Source organism: Paracidovorax konjaci, assembly GCF_900112675.1.
Lineage (GTDB): Bacteria > Pseudomonadota > Gammaproteobacteria > Burkholderiales > Burkholderiaceae_C > Paracidovorax > Paracidovorax konjaci.
The window spans coordinates 120,972-137,695 of sequence record NZ_FOMQ01000013.1; the positions used below are offsets into that span (position 1 = coordinate 120,972).

Annotated in this window: 9 protein-coding genes; 3 read left to right on the forward strand and 6 right to left on the reverse strand. The window is 71.6% G+C overall.

What is annotated here, in order from left to right; genetic code table 11:
• Positions 1–4: 4 nt before the first annotated feature.
• Positions 5–580, reverse strand: coding sequence for a single-stranded DNA-binding protein (gene ssb, locus BM144_RS17890; protein ID WP_092955340.1), 576 nt, complete (start codon positions 578–580; stop codon positions 5–7).
• Between the two features lie 199 nt (positions 581–779).
• Here ssb and BM144_RS17895 point away from each other — a divergent pair, with 199 nt between their 5' ends.
• The gene (locus BM144_RS17895) at positions 780–2,159 is read left to right on the forward strand and encodes a chloride channel protein (protein ID WP_092955343.1); all 1,380 of its coding nucleotides are present in this window, start codon (positions 780–782) and stop codon (positions 2,157–2,159) included.
• Here BM144_RS17895 and BM144_RS17900 read toward each other — a convergent pair.
• The 3 genes from BM144_RS17900 to cysC all read right to left on the reverse strand — a co-directional run bounded on the left by BM144_RS17900 (position 2,156) and on the right by cysC (position 5,162).
• A complete protein-coding gene (locus tag BM144_RS17900; protein WP_092955407.1) occupies positions 2,156–3,346 on the reverse strand; it encodes an MFS transporter in 1,191 nt (396 codons plus the stop codon). The two genes, BM144_RS17895 and BM144_RS17900, sit on opposite strands and share 4 nt — an antisense overlap.
• Positions 3,347–3,483: 137 nt before the next feature.
• On the reverse strand, positions 3,484–4,392 hold the full coding sequence (locus BM144_RS17905; RefSeq protein ID WP_217644356.1) for an IPTL-CTERM sorting domain-containing protein: 909 nt from the start codon (positions 4,390–4,392) through the stop codon (positions 3,484–3,486).
• 137 nt (positions 4,393–4,529) lie between these two features.
• Positions 4,530–5,162 carry an adenylyl-sulfate kinase gene (gene cysC / locus BM144_RS17910; RefSeq protein ID WP_092955346.1) on the reverse strand — a complete coding sequence of 211 codons (633 nt, stop codon included), beginning with the start codon at positions 5,160–5,162 and terminating at the stop codon, positions 4,530–4,532.
• 123 nt (positions 5,163–5,285) lie between these two features.
• On the opposite strand from cysC, the gene uvrA reads away from it, so the two are divergent.
• Entirely contained in the window at positions 5,286–8,345 is a 3,060-nt protein-coding gene (gene uvrA, locus BM144_RS17915) for an excinuclease ABC subunit UvrA (RefSeq protein ID WP_092955349.1), read from the forward strand.
• Positions 8,346–8,420: 75 nt separating this feature from the next.
• Here the strand turns inward: uvrA and BM144_RS17920 are convergent, their stop codons facing one another.
• Together BM144_RS17920 and BM144_RS17925 are read right to left on the reverse strand one after the other, a co-directional pair.
• Positions 8,421–9,869 (reverse strand): DUF1501 domain-containing protein, encoded by a 1,449-nt coding sequence (locus BM144_RS17920; RefSeq protein WP_092955353.1) that lies wholly within the window; start codon positions 9,867–9,869, stop codon positions 8,421–8,423.
• A gap of 59 nt (positions 9,870–9,928) precedes the next feature.
• The gene (locus BM144_RS17925; RefSeq protein ID WP_092955356.1) at positions 9,929–11,809 is read right to left on the reverse strand and encodes a DUF1800 domain-containing protein; all 1,881 of its coding nucleotides are present in this window, start codon (positions 11,807–11,809) and stop codon (positions 9,929–9,931) included.
• 308 nt (positions 11,810–12,117) lie between these two features.
• Here BM144_RS17925 and BM144_RS17930 point away from each other — a divergent pair.
• A partial coding sequence (locus BM144_RS17930) for an RHS repeat-associated core domain-containing protein (protein ID WP_139225767.1) occupies positions 12,118–16,724 on the forward strand: 4,607 nt, incomplete at its 3' end.

Below are 16,724 nucleotides of genomic sequence, written 5' to 3' on the forward strand. Positions count from 1 at the left end.
GGAATTAGAACGGAATATCGTCGTCCATGTCGTCGAAGCCCGAGGCCGCGCGGGGCGGCTGGGCCGCGGGGGCGGGCGCAGGGCGTGGAGCCGGTGCCGGGCGCGGGGCGGCCGCGGCCTGGGGCGCGGGGCGGCGTGCGGGCGGAGCGCTGCCGTAGCCGTCGTCGCCGCCACCACCGTTGCCGCCGCCGTAGCCGCTGTCGTCATAGCCGCCACTGCCGCCGCCCTGGCCGCCGCCCATGCCCTGGCGGCTGCCGAGCATCTGCATGGTGTCGGCCCTGATTTCGGTGGTGAATTTTTCCTGGCCCGACTGGTCGGTCCACTTGCGGGTGCGCAGGCTGCCTTCCACGTAGACCTGGGAGCCCTTGCGCAGGTACTGGCCCACGATCTCGGCCAGGCGGCCGTTGAAGACGATGCGGTGCCACTCGGTGGCTTCCTTGTTTTCGCCGGTGTTCTTGTCGCGCCAGCGGTCGGTGGTGGCGATGGTGACGTTCGCGACCTGGTCGCCGCTCGGGAAGGTGCGCATCTCGGGGTCGCGCCCGAGGTTGCCGACGATGATGACTTTGTTGACGGATGCCATGGTGGTGAGGGGCCTGTAGAGAATGGAGGGGAAAGGCACTACGGCCTGCGCGGCACGGGAAGCGGCCGCGGAAGGGAGAGCGGATTGTGCCCCAACCGCCCCGGTCGTGCGCGGGACGGCGGGCCCGGGCGGGGCGGGTGCCACAATGGTCCGTTCCGGGCCGCGCCGGCCGCTCGCCCGCTGCCCCACCCGAACTGCCATGCAACGAGAACCCGACTTCCTCGACAACCTGCGCTCCGAGCTGCGCGACGGACGGCGCTGGCTGGAGCGCAGCATCGTGCTGGCCTATGCGGCCGTGGCCGGCCTGAGCGTGGTGGTCTTCACGCTGCTCGCCGAAGGGGCTTTCGGCCTGTTCCTGCGCGTGTACGGCTGGCAGGGCGGCTGGGCCGTGTTGCTCTGGATGCCGGCAGTCACGGCCGCCGTGGTGTGGGCGACCCGCCGTTTCGCGCCGGGCGCCGCCGGTTCGGGCATCCCGCAGGTGATCGCCGCGCTGGAGCCGGGCCTGACCGTCCCGCAGCGCGGCCGCTTCGTGTCGCTCTGGCTTTCGCTGTGCAAGATCGTGCTGGCCAGCGCGGGCTTCCTCGCGGGCCTGTCGATCGGCCGCGAGGGCCCTTCGGTCCAGGTGGCGGCCGGCGTCATGCACCAGGCCCGCCGCTGGTTCGGCCCGCGCTCGGGGATCACGGCGCATGCGCTGCTGGTGGCGGGCGGCGCCGCCGGCATCGCCGCGGCGTTCAACGCGCCGCTCGCGGGGATCGTGTTCGCCATCGAGGAGCTCTCGCGCAAGCTCGAATCGCGCAGCAGCGGCCTCACCATCGCGGCCATCGTCCTCGCGGGCCTCATGGGCGTCTCGGCCTTCGGAAACCTGAGCTATTTCGGGCGCATCCAGGTGCCGCGCCTGGGGTGGGACGCGCTGCTGCCCGGCCTCGCGGTGGTGCTGGCCTGCGGGGTGCTGGGGGGGCTGTTCGCCAAGCTCCTGGCCGCATCGCTCACGGGTGCGCCGGACCGCTTCAACCGATGGCGCGCGCGCTGGCCCGTGCGCTTCGCGGCGGCGGGCGCCCTGGCGGTGGCGGTCATCGGACTCGTGACGGGCGGCGCCACGTTCGGCGCGGGCTCGGAGGCCGTCAAGCACATGCTCGCGGGGCAGGCCGACGTGCCGGCCTTCTACGTCACCCTGAAGTTCATCGCGACCTGGCTGTCGGCCTGGGTGGGGGTGCCGGGCGGCATCTTCGCGCCTTCGCTGTCGATCGGCGCGGGCGTGGGCCACAACGTGGCGCTGCTGGCCGGTGGCGATATCGCGCCGGCGCTGATCGCCATGGGGATGGCCGCCTTCCTGGCGGCGGTGACCCAGGCGCCGCTCACGGCCTTCATCATCGTGATGGAAATGGTGGACGGGCACGCGCTGGTACTGAGCCTGATGGCTTCGGCGATGCTGGCCAGCCTGGTGTCGCGCATGCTGGCGCGGCCGCTCTACGAGACCCTGGCGGCGGCCATGCTGAGCGCCGCGCAACTGCCCGACTCGCCGCCGGATGCCCCGTCCGACCCGGCGGAGGCCAGGCCCCCTGGCGGTCGCGGCACCTAGCGCCCGCCGGGCGCTGCCTGCCGCGCCACGGGCCGCATGCCCCAGGCCGCGGCCAGCCAGGCGGCGCACAGCAGCGACGTCACCACGAAAAGGCTGTGCGCGCCGCCCCAGCGCAGCAATGCGCCTCCCAGGGCGCCGCCGGCGAACAGCCCCAGCGACTGCAGTGTGTTGTAGGCCCCCAGGGCCGCGCCGCGCACGGCCGGCGGCGCGGTGCGCGACACCAGGCTCGGCTGGCTGGCCTCCAGCGCATTGAACCCGCAGAAGAACAGGAACAGCAGCCCGCCCAGGGCGTACAGGCCGGGCGCCGCGGCACCCGCGGCCAGGGCGCCCAGCCCCGCCTGCACGGCCAGCACCAGGCCGATGGCGCCCAGCAGCGCGCCGCGCAGCCGGCCCGCGCGCTCCAGCGCGAACAGCCCGCCCATCGCCGCGAACGACAGCACCACCGCCGGCAGGTAGATGTGCCAGTGGTCGCTCTTGGGCAGGCCGGCCTGCACCAGCAGGGCTGGCACGGCCACCCACATCGCGAGCTGCACCGTGTGCAGCACGAACACGCCCAGGTTGAGCCGCAGCAGGTCGGCATGGCGCCACACGTCGGCCAGCCGGCCGCGCGGTGCGTCGGCATGGCGCGCGGGCTCGGGCGGTACCACCCACAGCACCACGGCGATGCCTGCCAGCGCCAGCAGGCTCGTGAGGCCGAAGATGCCCGGCAGGCCGAAGCGCGCCGCCAGCGGCGGGCCGGCCACGAGCGCCACGGCGAACATGAGCCCGATGCTGCCGCCCACGAGGGCCATGGCCTTGGTGCGCACGCCGTCGCGCGTCTGGTCGGCCAGCAGGGCGGTCACCGCGGCGGACACGGCGCCCGCGCCCTGCAGCGCCCGGCCCGCGAGCAGCCCGGTGAGCGAATCGGCCAGCGCCGCCAGCAGGCTGCCGGCCGCGAACACCAGCAGCCCCAGCACGATCACGCGCTTGCGCCCGAAGCGGTCGGAGGCCATGCCCAGCGGCAGTTGCAGCACGGCCTGCGTGAGGCCGTAGATGCCCATCGCCAGGCCGACCAGCGCCGGGTCGTCCCCGCCCGGGTACTTGCGCGCCTCCAGAGCGAACACGGGCAGCACGAGGAAGAGGCCCAGCATGCGCAGCGCGAAGATCAGCGCCAGCGCGAGGCTGGAACGCCGCTCCAGCGGCGTCATCGTGGTGGCGGAGGCAGGCGGGGCGTCGGGTGCGGGCGTAGGCGGCAGGGGTTCCGGCACGGCAGTGGGCATCGGGGGCTGGCGATGGAAAGACGGCGATTCTCGCCCATCGCCGCGCCCGTTCCCGTGGCGGTGGGTCAGCGGCGCCGGTGGCGCCAGCCCAGCAGGGCCGTGGCCGCCGCCAGCAGGGCCAGCGCGGCGGGAGAAAGCGCGGGGATCGGCGCCGTTTGCGCCGGAGCGGCGGCGGCCAGCACGGCCGGGCCGCCGGGGTCGGAGATCACGCCGGGGGCCGGGTCGGCATCGCCCGGGCCGTTGTCGGCGATGGTGAAGGTGACCGTGCTGCCGGCGATCTGCGCGCCCGGCCACTCGAACCACTCGGAGGCCGCGGCGTTGGCGGTGCGCGGGCCGTACTTCATGAAGCGGGCGTTGGCCGGCAGTGCCTGCGGGTATTGCAGTGTGACGGTCACCTCGCCCGAGCAACTGGTGGCGACGAAGCGGAAGACCCCCTGCGGGAACTGCGCGCCGACAGGGCCCGCCGTGGGCACCTCGAAGGCGGTCCGCGCGGCATCGAACTGGCAGCCGCCGGCAACGGCCGGCCCGGACAGGGTGGCCGTGATGTTGCCGGCCCCCGCGCCCACGGGCGACGCGCCGGTGAACGTGGTGGGGCTGGGGCGCAGCACCAGGAAGATCGTGGAGTTGGGCTGGATGTTGTAGTCGGACAGCGTGCGCCCGTCCTGCAGCTGCGTGCCCGCGAAGACCAGCCGCTGCAGTGCCGGCGCGATGCCCTTCGCGTCCTGGATCTTGGCTTTCACATCCTCGATGGAATCGCTGGGCTCGACGTCGAGCGGAAAGCTGTCTCCCGCCACGGGCCGGATCAGGATCTGCATCGCCCAGGCGCCCTGCGCCGCGAACGCGAACAGGCAGAGCAGCGCCAACTGCGCGAAGGCGCGGCGGACGGCGATGCGGTGGGGGCGGGCGAAGAGGGCGGAAAGCGTGGAAGAGGGCACCAGGCGCGCGGGCCCTGCAGTGGAACAACCGGAAAGCATGGGGGAAGGGAGAAGTGGGATGGCGTGGAGCGGAACCGGCCATCATGCCGGCGCCCCTGCAGCCTGCAAAGCGCTTTGCCCGCGCATTCCACGCCGCACCGCCGAGTCGAACCGGGCAGGGCAGGGCAGGGCCGTGGTCAGAACGGCCGGCCGCCCGCCTGCGCCGGTGGCACGGGCCCCGCACCGTGCCGGCCGAGCGGCAGGTGCGTGCGCAGTCGCTCCACGCATTCGGGCACGGAGAGCATGTCGGTGCGCAGCTCCAGCGCCGGGTGCGCGGGCGGCTCGTAGGGCGAATCGATGCCCGTGAAGCGCGGCAGCGCGCCGCTGCGCGCGCGCCGGTACAGGCCCTTGGGGTCGCGTTCTTGCGCCACGGCGAGCGGCACGTTCACGTACACCTCGATGAAATCCCCGGGCGCGAACAGGGCCTGCGCGGCGGCGCGCTCGGCGCGGAACGGCGAGATCAGCGCCACGATGGCGATCACCCCGGCATCCACGAACAGCCGCGCCACGTGCGCGGCGCGCCGGGTGCTCTCGGCCCGGTCCGCATCGGAGAACCCCAAATCGCTGCTGAGCCCGGCACGCAGGCGGTCGCCGTCGAGCACGCAGGTGCGCAGCCCGTCGCGGCGCAGCGAGGCCTCCAGCGCATGCGCCAGGGTGGTCTTGCCCGCGCCGGAGAGGCCGGTGAGCCAGACCGCGCGGGCGGCATGGCCCTGCAGCCGCTCGCGGTCCTGGCGGGTGACGGGGGCGCAGGCATCGGGCGGAACGTTCATGGATGGAGGCGAAGCGGGTCGGGCGGGGCCACCTCGGGCGGTGCAGGGCTTCGATTATGGGCATGCACGCCCCGGGCCCTGCCTCACCTATCATGGTGGGTTTCCCTGCCCGCAGACACCCCCGTGACCGAGCCCAACGCCCCCGATGAAACGCGCCCTGCCGACGGGGCCTACCTGGCGCACGCCCTGCGCGAGGCGCGCATCAGCATCCGCGGCGCGCGCACCCACAACCTCAAGAACATCGACCTCGACATCCCGCGCAACCGGCTCGTGGTGATCACGGGGCTGTCGGGTTCGGGCAAGTCGAGCCTCGCGTTCGACACGCTCTATGCCGAGGGCCAGCGCCGCTACGTGGAGAGCCTGTCGGCCTATGCGCGGCAGTTCCTCGGGCGGCTCGACAAGCCCGATGTGGACCTGATCGAGGGGCTCTCGCCCGCCATCAGCATCGAGCAGAAGGCCACGAGCCACAACCCGCGCTCGACCGTGGGCACGGTGACCGAGATCCACGACTACCTGCGCCTGCTCTACGCGCGCGCCGGCACGCCCTACTGCCCCGAGCACGGCCTGCCGCTCGCGGCGCAGACCGTGAGCCAGATGGTGGATGCCGTGCTGGCGCTGCCCGAGGACACGCGGCTCATGGTGCTCGCGCCCGTGGCGCGCGACAAGAAGGGCGAGTTCACCGAACTCTTCGCGCAGATGCAGGGCCTGGGCTACGTGCGCTTCCGCGTCGATGGCGCCGTCGTGGAGCACGAGAACCTGCCGCCGCTCAAGAAGACCGAGAAGCACGACATCGACGTGGTGATCGACCGCCTCAAGGTGCGCGCAGACACGCAGCAGCGCCTGGCCGAGAGCATCGAGGCGGCGCTGCGCATCGGCCAGCAGGTGGGCGATGCCAACGGCCGCGTGGTCGCGCTGGAGATGGATTCGGGGCAGGAGCACCTGTTCTCCAGCAAGTTCGCCTGCCCCGTGTGCAGCTATTCGCTGCCCGGGCTGGAGCCGCGCCTGTTCTCGTTCAACTCGCCCATCGGCGCCTGCCCCACCTGCGACGGCCTGGGCCAGCAGGAGGTGTTCGACCCGGCGCGCGTGGTGGCCTTCCCGTCGCTCAGCCTCGCCAGCGGTGCCATCAAGGGCTGGGACCGGCGCAACGGCTACTACTTCGCCATGCTGGAGAGCCTGGCGCGGCACTACGGCTTCGACGTGGAAGCGCCCTTCGAGTCGCTCCCGGAGCGCGTGCGGCAGGCGGTGCTGCTGGGCTCGGGCACGGAGGAGATCGCGTTCAGCTACATCCTCGACAGCGGCGCCCGCAAGGGCAAGGCCGTCGTCAAGAACCACCCGTTCGAAGGCATCCTGCCGAACATGGCGCGGCGCTACCGCGAGACGGATTCGCCCGTGGTGCGCGAAGACCTGGCGCGCCTGCGCAGCACCCAGCCCTGCCCGGACTGCCACGGCACGCGCCTGCGCCGCGAGGCGCGCCACGTGAAGGTGGGCGAGGGCGGCCAGGCCCGCGCCATCTATGAAGTGAGCCATGCCACGCTGGCCGAGGCGCTCGCGTGGTTCGAGGCGCTCGCGCTGGCCGGCGCCAAGGCCGAGATCGCCGGCAAGGTGGTGCGCGAGATCGCCACGCGCCTCACCTTCCTGAACGACGTGGGCCTCAATTACCTGAGCCTGGACCGCAGCGCCGAGACGCTCTCGGGCGGCGAGGCGCAGCGCATCCGCCTGGCCAGCCAGATCGGCTCGGGCCTCACGGGCGTGATGTACGTGCTCGACGAGCCCAGCATCGGCCTGCACCAGCGCGACAACGACCGCCTCATCGCCACGCTGCAGCACCTGCGCGACATCGGCAACAGCGTGATCGTGGTCGAGCACGACGAGGACATGATCCGCGCGGCCGACCACTGCGTGGACATGGGCCCGGGCGCGGGCGTGCACGGCGGCCGCGTGATGGCCCAGGGCACCAGCGCCGAGCTGTGCGCGCACCCCGATTCGCTCACGGGCCAGTACCTTTCGGGCGCGCGAACCATCCCGGTGCCCGCGCGCCGCACGCCGTGGCTGCCGGTGCGGGAATCGGCGGCGGAACCCGAGCCCGCCAAGAAGGCCAAGTCGCGCTTCCCCGAGACCGACGCGAGCCGCCGCCGCGCCGAGCGCCTGGCCGGGCACCGCGCCACGCAGGGTCGGCTGCAGGCGCTGCGCGTGATCGGCGCTTCCGGCCACAGCCTGAAGGACGTGAGCGTGGAGTTTCCCGTGGGCCTGCTCACCTGCGTCACGGGCGTGTCCGGATCGGGAAAGAGCACGCTGGTCAACGACACGCTCTACGCGGCTGTGGCGCGCCAGCTCTACCGCGCCCACGAGGAGCCCGCGCCGCACGAGGCCATCGAGGGGATCGAGTACTTCGACAAGGTCATCAACGTCGACCAGTCGCCCATCGGCCGCACGCCGCGCAGCAACCCCGCCACGTACACGGGCCTGTTCACGCCCATCCGCGAGCTGATGGCCGAAACCAACACCGCGAAAGAGCGCGGCTACGGCCCCGGGCGGTTTTCCTTCAACGTGGCGGGCGGGCGCTGCGAGGCCTGCCAGGGCGACGGCGTGGTGAAGGTGGAGATGCACTTCCTGCCCGACGTGTACGTGCCCTGCGACGTCTGCAACGGCCAGCGCTACAACCGCGAGACGCTGGAAGTGCAGTGGAAGGGCCGCAACATCGCGCAGGTGCTCGACCTCACGGTGGAAGACGCGCACGCGTTCTTCAAGGACGTGCCGGCCATCGCGCGCAAGCTGCAGACGCTGCTGGACGTGGGCCTGTCGTACATCCGCCTGGGCCAGAGCGCGACCACGCTCTCGGGCGGCGAGGCGCAGCGCGTGAAGCTCGCGCAGGAGCTCTCCAAGCGCGACACCGGCCGCACGCTCTACATCCTGGACGAGCCCACCACCGGCCTGCACTTCGCCGACATCGACCTGCTGCTGAAGGTGCTGCACCAGTTGCGCGACGCGGGCAACACCATCGTGGTGATCGAGCACAACCTCGACGTCATCAAGACCGCCGACTGGATCATCGACATGGGCCCCGAGGGCGGCGCGGGCGGCGGCACGGTGGTGGCCGAGGGCACGCCCGAGGAGGTGGCGGCGCACCCGGCCAGCCACACGGGGCGCTATCTGGCGCCGTACCTCGCGCGGGACGCGGCGTGAAGGTGAGGCGCTTGCAGCGTTTTTGCCTCCATGCCGCCGGATCCATTCAATAGTTTGCTATACAAATAATAGCAATCAACCCATGAAGCCGAGGTCGATCGGGTAGGCCGATCCGCCGAAATTCCCGATGCGCGGCAGCACGCCGGCCAGCTCGGTGTTGGCCACGCCGAACCAGCGCGCGAGCGTGGCGGCGTACTGGTCCACCGCGGTGCCGGGCAGCAGGCGCCCCTGGCCCACGTGCCACTGGTCCTCGCTGCCGCTGCCGTTGCCCACGCTGACGGGCGGCGGCGCGCCGTAGAAGGCGGCGCCGCGCACCGCGCCGCCCACCACGAAGTGGTGGCCGCCCCAGCCGTGGTCGGAGCCGTCGCCGTTCGAGGTGAGCGTGCGGCCGAAGTCCGATGCGGTGAACGCCGTCACCTTGTCGGCCACGCCGAGTTCCACCGTGGCGTTGTAGAACGCCGACATGGCGCTGCTCACGCGGTCCAGCAGCACGGGCTGCGTGGCGATGAGGTTGTCGTGCAGATCGAACCCGCCCAGCGAGACGAAGAACACCTGCCGCTTCGTGCCGAGCGCGCCGCGCGCCGCGATGAGCCGAGCCACCACCTTGAGCTGGTCGGCCAGGGAGTTGCCCGTGGGGAAAGCGGTGGAGAGGTTCGCCTGCGCCAGCGCGGCGGAGATCTGCCCCTCGGCGCCGATGGAGCGCTGCGTCACGCGCGCGTATTCGGCCTCCAGCGCATGGCTGCTCGCGGCCTGCACCAGCTCGCCCAGCACGCCGCGCACGGCGCTGGAGCCGTAGACGTTGTTCTTCACGCCGTTGATCGGCACCGCGCCGCTCGGGCTGATCTGGTACTGCAGCGCCTGGTCGCCCGCGAGGAACACCGCGTTGCCGCTCGCCGAGATGCAGGTGAAGAGCGAGGTGGCGTTGGACGACAGCGCCAGGTCGCCCAGGTTGCCGCCCCAGCCCACCGTGGACCCCTCGGCGCCCTGCGACTGCCAGACCGACTGCTGGTCGTTGTGCGAGAAGAGCTTGGGCGGCAGCGGGTAGTTGCGCCGGTCGCCGCTCGCGTACTGGGCGCGCGTGAGCGGCACCAGCAGCGGCCCCACGTTGAGCTGCACGGCCGCGTGGCCGGCGTTGAACAGGCCCGCCAGTCCCGCCATGGACGGGTGCAGCGCGTACTGCAGGCCGCCCGCGAGCGGCGTGGTGGGCTGCAGCAGCGTGGCGCCCAGCGCGGAGCGCCCGATCGCGATGCCGCCGGCCGCGCCGTCGGAGCCGCCGCCGCGGATGGCGGCGTACTGCGCATAGCGCGCGGTGTCGTAGGGCACCACGGTGTTGGCGTAGTCGCAGCCGCCGAAGAGGAAGACGCAGACCAGCGCCTTGTAGTCCTGCGCTTCGAAGGCGGCGGCCTCGCCCAGCGCGGCGAGGTTCAGGGCCATGGGCAGCGCCGCGCCCGTGGCGGCGAGCTGGGCCGAGCGGCGCAGGAAGGCGCGGCGCGTGTGGCGGGCGGGGTCGATGAAGGGCGGCATGGGTTCGGGTCCGGATCGGGGAAGGGTCGGCGGGGGCCGGCTCACGGCATGGCGTTCATTCATTTCTGCACGAGGTAGGCCGGGCAGGCCATCACCAGCAGCACCGCCGCGGCGACGCGGTTGAGCTGCACCGCCGCCGTGCTGGTGGCAGTGACGGGCGTGGCGGCCAGCGCGCCGGCGATGCGCGCCTGCGTGGCCGCGGGCACCTGGCCGGCCGAGAGCAGCAGAGCGACCTTGCGCACGAGCGCCGTGGCGTCGGCCACCAGCGGCAGCAGGCTGGCGTAGCTGCAGGCAATGTCGAAGCCGTTGTTCGCGTTGCTGGCGTTCTGCGGCAGGTCGGGTGCGTTCACGTAGAGGCCGTTGCGGATCGCGTTCTGCATGAAATTCAGGTAGCCGCCTACGCTGGTCTCGGTGACGATCTGGAACTCCGGCGCCACCTGGCCGGCCGTCGCGATGGCGGTGGAGGGCGGCACGTAGCCGGGGCGGAAGAAATTGAACACCGAAGGCGAGCGCAGCGGGCTCTGGCCCAGGCGCGAGGCCGGATCGCTCAGGTCACCGAGCTTCCAGCTCCCCTGGGCCGAGCGCAGCCCGAAGGTGCGGCCCCACTGCACGAAGCGCACCATGGGCTCGCGCAGCCGGCCGAATGCGGGGTTGGAGAGGCCCGCGGCGCCGCGCGCCTCGCCGTCCAGCAGCACGGCCGCGACCACCGCGCGCAGGTCGCCGCGCACGCCGCTGCCGTTGTCCGCGAAGGCGGCGGCCACGCGGCCCACGTAGGCCGGGCTGGGGTTGCTGGTCACCAGCCGCTGGATGAGCTGCCGGCCGATGAAGGGCCCCACGTTGGGGTGGTTGAAGAGCGTGTCCAGCGCGGTCTTCAGGGCAGCGTCGCCCGCGGTGCCGGCCGCGATGGTCGTGCCCAGGAAGGTGGCCGCCAGCGCGGAATGCCGGCTGGCCGTGAGCACCATCGGCAGCCGCGCCTGCTGCGGGCCCGGCACGGTGCTCGCGCCCACGGTGAAGGACTGGTTCTGGCTGCGGTCGTAGTCGTAGCCCGTGAACACGCGCGCCAGGTTGCTCACGTCGGAGGGGCCGTAGGTCTCGGTGCGGTTGCCGCTGCCGTCGCGCTGCTCGGTGCCGTCGGCGTTGAGCCGGTAGAGGCCCAGGGTGAAGAGCTGCATCACCTCGCGCGCATAGTTCTCGTCGGGCTGGCGGCCGGTGCGCGCGTCTTCCTTCTGGTTGCCGCGCGTGTTGAGGTACACGCCCATCGCGGGATTGAGCGTCACGGCCTCCAGCAGCGCGCGGAAGTTGCCCAGCGCATGCTGGTTGAGCACGTCCCAATAGCCGGCCGCGAGGAAGGCCGGCCACGGCTGGTCCAGCCCGTTGGTGGAGGCGACCAGAATCTCCGAGAACGCCAGCGCCACGCGCTTGCGCACCGCGTCGCGCTCCGTGAAGAGCTGGCTCCAGAGCATGTAATCGGCCGGGTACGACGCGTTGTGGAAGCGCGAGTCCGCGTTGGCCACGCCGTAGCCGCGCTGCGCCAGCCACTCCGTGCCGGTGGTGCCGACGGGCTGGGCGAACTGCTCGGCCAGCCATGCGGCATGGCCCTTGGCGCGCACCGCGGCGATCTCCTCGTCGGTGGCGGAGAACTGCGCCTGCAGCAGGAAGCGGGCGGCCTCTTCCTCGGTGACCGGGGCGGTGTCCGTACCGCTTCCCGTGCCGGTACCGGTCCCCGCGCCCGTTCCGCTGCCGCCGCCCGTGCCCGTGCCCGGCGTGGCGGCAGGGGCCGCATCGCCACCCCCGCCGCCGCAGGCGGCCAGCAGGGCGGCGGCGAGCGCGGCGGCACTGGCCGCCGGCGCGCCGCCGGGGGTGGGTGCCGCAGGGGGTGTGGATGCGGACGAAGGCGACGGCGCAGCGCCGGGAAGGACCGTGGGGGTGCTGGGGCTCATGGGGCGTTTCCGGAAACAGGCCGCATGGCATGGGGCGGCCTTTCGGGGTGTCAGCATGAAGCCCGATTTGTGGAGAGGTTGTGTGCGAGTGTTACTTCGGGAAGAGGTGTTGCGAGAACGCTTCGGTCGCGGCCAGTCGGCCTCCGTTGGCACAAAGGCGTCTCTTTTGAGCGACAGTTGACGTACTGCCGTGACTTTGGGTTAACCTGCGCGCGCTGTGCTGCCTGGGAAGGGGCGGCGCGGTCCTCGCGTGCCGGCTGGCGCGTATTTCCGAGGCTCCCGGTCACCGGAGCGGCCCATAAAAACAAATGACGACCCGACTCAAGACATTCCTGGCCTTGTGCGTGCTGCTGTGCGCGCAGAACGCTTTTGCCGACGCTGTGCGGTTCGTGGTGGAGCCCAAGTTCTTCTACAACGCGGCGGCATTCCTCGGGGGCGGAGGTGGCATGCCGACCCAGGTCGTGTACCGGGCCGAGACGGTGGGCGAAGCCTTCTCGGTGGCAGCGCAGCTCTACCACTCCACGAGCTGCCAGACGCACGAGGACGGCACCACGTTCTGCCGTTCCTCCGGCCCATTGCAACCGTCCACGGGCGTGGTCAACGGCCGCGTAGCGAGCTACCGATCGGAGGGGATCCCGGATTTGGGCAGCTCGCGTGCCGAAGCCGTGTTCGTGTCGCTGGACCATGAATGCCCCAGCATCGTCCGGCACGGCCGCAGCATCCCTGTGGACCGGGGCACGAAGCATGATGCCGATGGCAGCATGCAGGTCTGGTGCGAATTCTCGCTGCCCAATGAAGACTCCTGCGACGACTGCGGAGCGCTGGGCAACCCGGTGCTTCCGAGCACGGGACAGAAGATTCAGCCTGAACTCGACTACCTCGCCGGCAAGCACGGCCTGGTCTTCGAGCGGGTGTACCGCAGCACCGAAGGGCAGTTCCTCTCCACGCTGAATCAGGGCTGGTACGGGGAGGTGTCCGACCAGGGCAGCCCGTGCTATCCGGCGTATTGGTGGAAGGATGGGCAGCAGACGGAACACTGCCACCGGGTGCTGAACACGCCGCACATCTGGAAGACGGGCCGGGGGCGCTTCGCGATGTACGAGGGCGGCCCGGCCAGCCTGCAGGCACGCACGCTCGGCGAATACGCGTTCGTGCAGGGCCTTGGGGGGCAGGGCTACGTGCGCTCGCGGGACAACTTCCTCTACACGCTCGACGAGAAGGGGCGCGTGGTGCGCAAGACCGCGGCCGATGGCAGCACCCAGGTGTCTTATGTGCACGGCACCTCGGAGTCTCCGTCGTCCTACGCGACGCTCTCGGGAGCGGTGCTGCAGGCGCAGGACCGGTTCGGGCGCACGCTCGCATTCACCTACGATGGGGCGAACCAGCTGGTGTCGATGGTCGATCCGGACGGGCAGGTATACCGCTACGAATACGCTGGCGCGCAGTTGCTGGCTCGGGTGCTTTATCCGGACGGCACTGCCAGGAGTTACCACTATGAAGCTGGCTCAGGTGGCGGCAGCGGCGGCTGCGCGGCACCCAACGCGGCCAGCCTGCTCACGGGCATCACCGACGAGGCAGGCCAGCGCTTTGCCACCTACGCCTACGACTGCGAAGGCCGGGCCGTAAGCTCCGAGCACGCGGGTGGCGCCTACAAGTACACGTTCAGCTACTACTACGCGGGCCGCCCGGGCGAGACCACCGTCACCGACCCGCTGGGCGTGCGGCGCAAATACAACTTCGAGAAGCTCAGTGAGCGCTACTGGCCCAGCCAAGTGGTGATCGACAGCCCGGTCGATCCCTCCGTCGCGGCGAGCCAGGCGTTCTGGCGAGACAGCCAGGGGCGGGTGCTGCAGCAGTCCGACTCCGGCCGCTTCACGTGCTTCACGTACGACACGGCGCGCGGCCTGAAGACCTCGGTGGTGCAGGGATTGCCCTGGAACTGGTCGTGCTCGATGCTGGCTGCGGACCAGCCATACGGCTTCCCGGGCGGGGCGCGCAAGGTCTCCACCGAGTGGCACCCGCAGTGGTCACTGCCCGTGCGGGTGGCGGAGCCGCGCAGGCTCACGACCTACGTCTACCACGGGCAGCCAGATCCGGCCGCGGGCGGCACCGTCGCGCGCTGCGCGCCCGATGCGGCCGTGCTGCCCGATGGCTCGCCTGCGGCGGTGCTGTGCCGCAAGACCGAGCAGGCGACGGACGATGCGGACGGCAGCCAGGGGCTGGCTGCGCAGCCGAGCGCCACCGGCCCGAGCCGTACCTGGAGCTGGACTTACGACGGCGATGCGCAGGTGCTGACCGCGACGGACCCTGCGGGCGGCATCACGCGCTACGCGTACCACGGTGCCACCACGGTGGACGCGACGCGCGGGGATCTGCTGAGCGTGACGGATGCGGCCGGGCAGGTAACGCGCTACCCGCGTTACGACCGGCACGGCAACGTCGCCGAGCAGATCGAGCCGACGGGACGGGTGACGACTTACAAGCGCGATGCGCGCCAGCGCGTGACACGCATCACCCAGGGCGACCTGACCGTGACGATGGCCTACCGGCCGACGGGCCAGCTGCAGAGCCTGACCCAGTCCTCGGGCTACCGGGTGAGCTACGGTTACGACGCTGCGCAGCGCCTGACGGGCTGGAGCGACAACCGGGGAGCGAGCGCGGCATACACGCTCGACGGCATGGGCAACCTTACGGGCGAGCGGGTACAGGACGCGGCGGGGCAGACGGTGTTCAGCTTCGCGCGCACGATCAACGCGATCAACCTGCCGGCCTCCGAAACCACGGGGGGCGACCAGAGCGCCACCTACGGTTACAACCCGCACGGCGACGTTGTGAGCCGCACGAACGGGTTGAACCAGGCCACGGCCTACACCTTCGACCACCTGCGGCGCCTGGTGGGCGAAAGGAACCCCGCGAACGCGAGCGCCACGCTGGCCTACGACGCGCAGGACGCGGTGGTGCAGGCCACGGACTTCAACGGGGTGGCGACGGGCTACGTGCGCGATGCGCTGGGCAACGCGCTGCAGGAGACCACGCCGGACGGAGGCGCGGTCACCACCAGCTACGACGCGCTGGGCCTGCCGCAGGCGATCACCGACGCGCTGGGCCGCGCGAGCCATATCGCGCGGGACAGCCTGGGCCGGCCCACGCAGATCGTCAGCAGCAGTAGCAGCGCCGCAGGGACAACCGCTGCCGGTACCAGCAGCCGCACCACGGTGCTGCGCTACGACCTGCCCGGGCCCGACTACAACGCCGAGGGCGCGCCGCAGGCGAGCGTGGGGCACTTGAGCGAGATCCAGGACCCGGAGGTCACCACGCGCTACCAGCGCGACCTGCTGGGCCGCGTCACGCGCAAGGTGGAGATCCTCGCCAACGGCGACACGCGCACGCTGGGCTACCGCTACGCGGAGGCGGGCAGCGCGGGGGCCGGGCAGATCGCGGCCATCACCTACCCGAGCGGGCGCCAGGTGCAGTACCAGTACGACGCGACGGGCCAGCTGACGGGGCTCACGTGGGACGGCCAGCCGCTGCTCGCGAACCTCGCCTGGAACCCGCTGGGCCAGCCGACGGCGTGGCAGTGGAGCGGATTCGGCCCGAACCAGGCCGAGCAGCGCAGCTACACGACGGCGGGCCAACTGGCCGCGAGCCGGCTGCTGCCCGCACTGGCGTGGGACGGCGCCGGGCGCGTGACCCGCATCCAGCAGCGCCACGCCCTGCCGGGCACCAGTGGCAGCAGCAGCGGCACGGATGCCCAGCAGGCCACCCTGACCAGCGCCTTCACCTACGACGCCGTGGGCCGCCTCACGGCCAGCGCCCACAGCGCCCCCGCGGGCCTTGCCCTGCCCCTGGGCTGGGGCCTGGGCGACACGCTGGGCGCGACGGCCAGCGGCTACGCGTGGGATGCGAACGGCAACCGCACCCAGGTGCACCACACGAGCGCGACCGGCGCGGGCAGCGACACACTGGAGCGGATCTACACCCTCGCCACCGGCAGCAACCGCCTGCAGGGCTATGCCGAAACCTTCACACCGGCAGGAAGCGCGGCCCAGGTCACCCAGGTGGCGTACAGCCAGGACGCCACGGGGGCGCTGACGAAGAAGGGCGACACGTTCCTGCACTACGGCGTGGAGGGCCGCATCACCGCGGCCAGTGCGAGCAGCGACCCGGCCGGTGCCCTGGCCGTCAGCTACACCACCAACGCCCTGGGCCAGCGCGTGTTCAAGCGCGACGCGCGCCTGTCCGGCAGCAGCACCCCCGCGATCACGCAGCAGACGGTGTACGCGGAGGACGCCATCGGCAGCACCGTGCTGGGCCAGTACGGCAACCGCCGCAGCAGCGACAGCGCCGCCCCTGCCGGCGAAATGGACAGCACGGAGGTGATCTGGCTGCCCACCGCCACGGGCCCGCTGCCGGTGGCCGCGCAGATCAACGGCAGGCTGTACGCCATCGATGCGGACCACCTGAACACGCCAAGGAGGCTGACGAACGCGCAGGGGCAGGTGGTGTGGCAGTGGCTCATCACCGGCTTTGGCGAGGCCAACCCCACCACCGGCGCCACGGGCTACGCGCAGAGCGGGCAAGCCGGCATCCGCAGCTACGGGGAAGCGGTGCGGTTCGACCTGCGGTATCCGGGGCAGGTGTGGGACGAGGAGACGGGGCTGAACTACAACCTGCACCGGTACTACGACGCGGCGAGCGGGAGGTACATCCAGGCCGATCCGATCGGGCTGGAGGGCGGGTGGAACCGGTTCGGGTATGTGGGCGCCGATCCGCTGAACTTCTCGGACGATGAAGGCCTGCAAAGGCGTTCGGCCGTGCCTCCGGTCAGTTATGCGCAAAGTCTGCTCAACGCGCAGGGTGTGAATCTCACAAGCCAGATTCGGCAGTACCAGCCCAACTATGCGCCGATGTATGT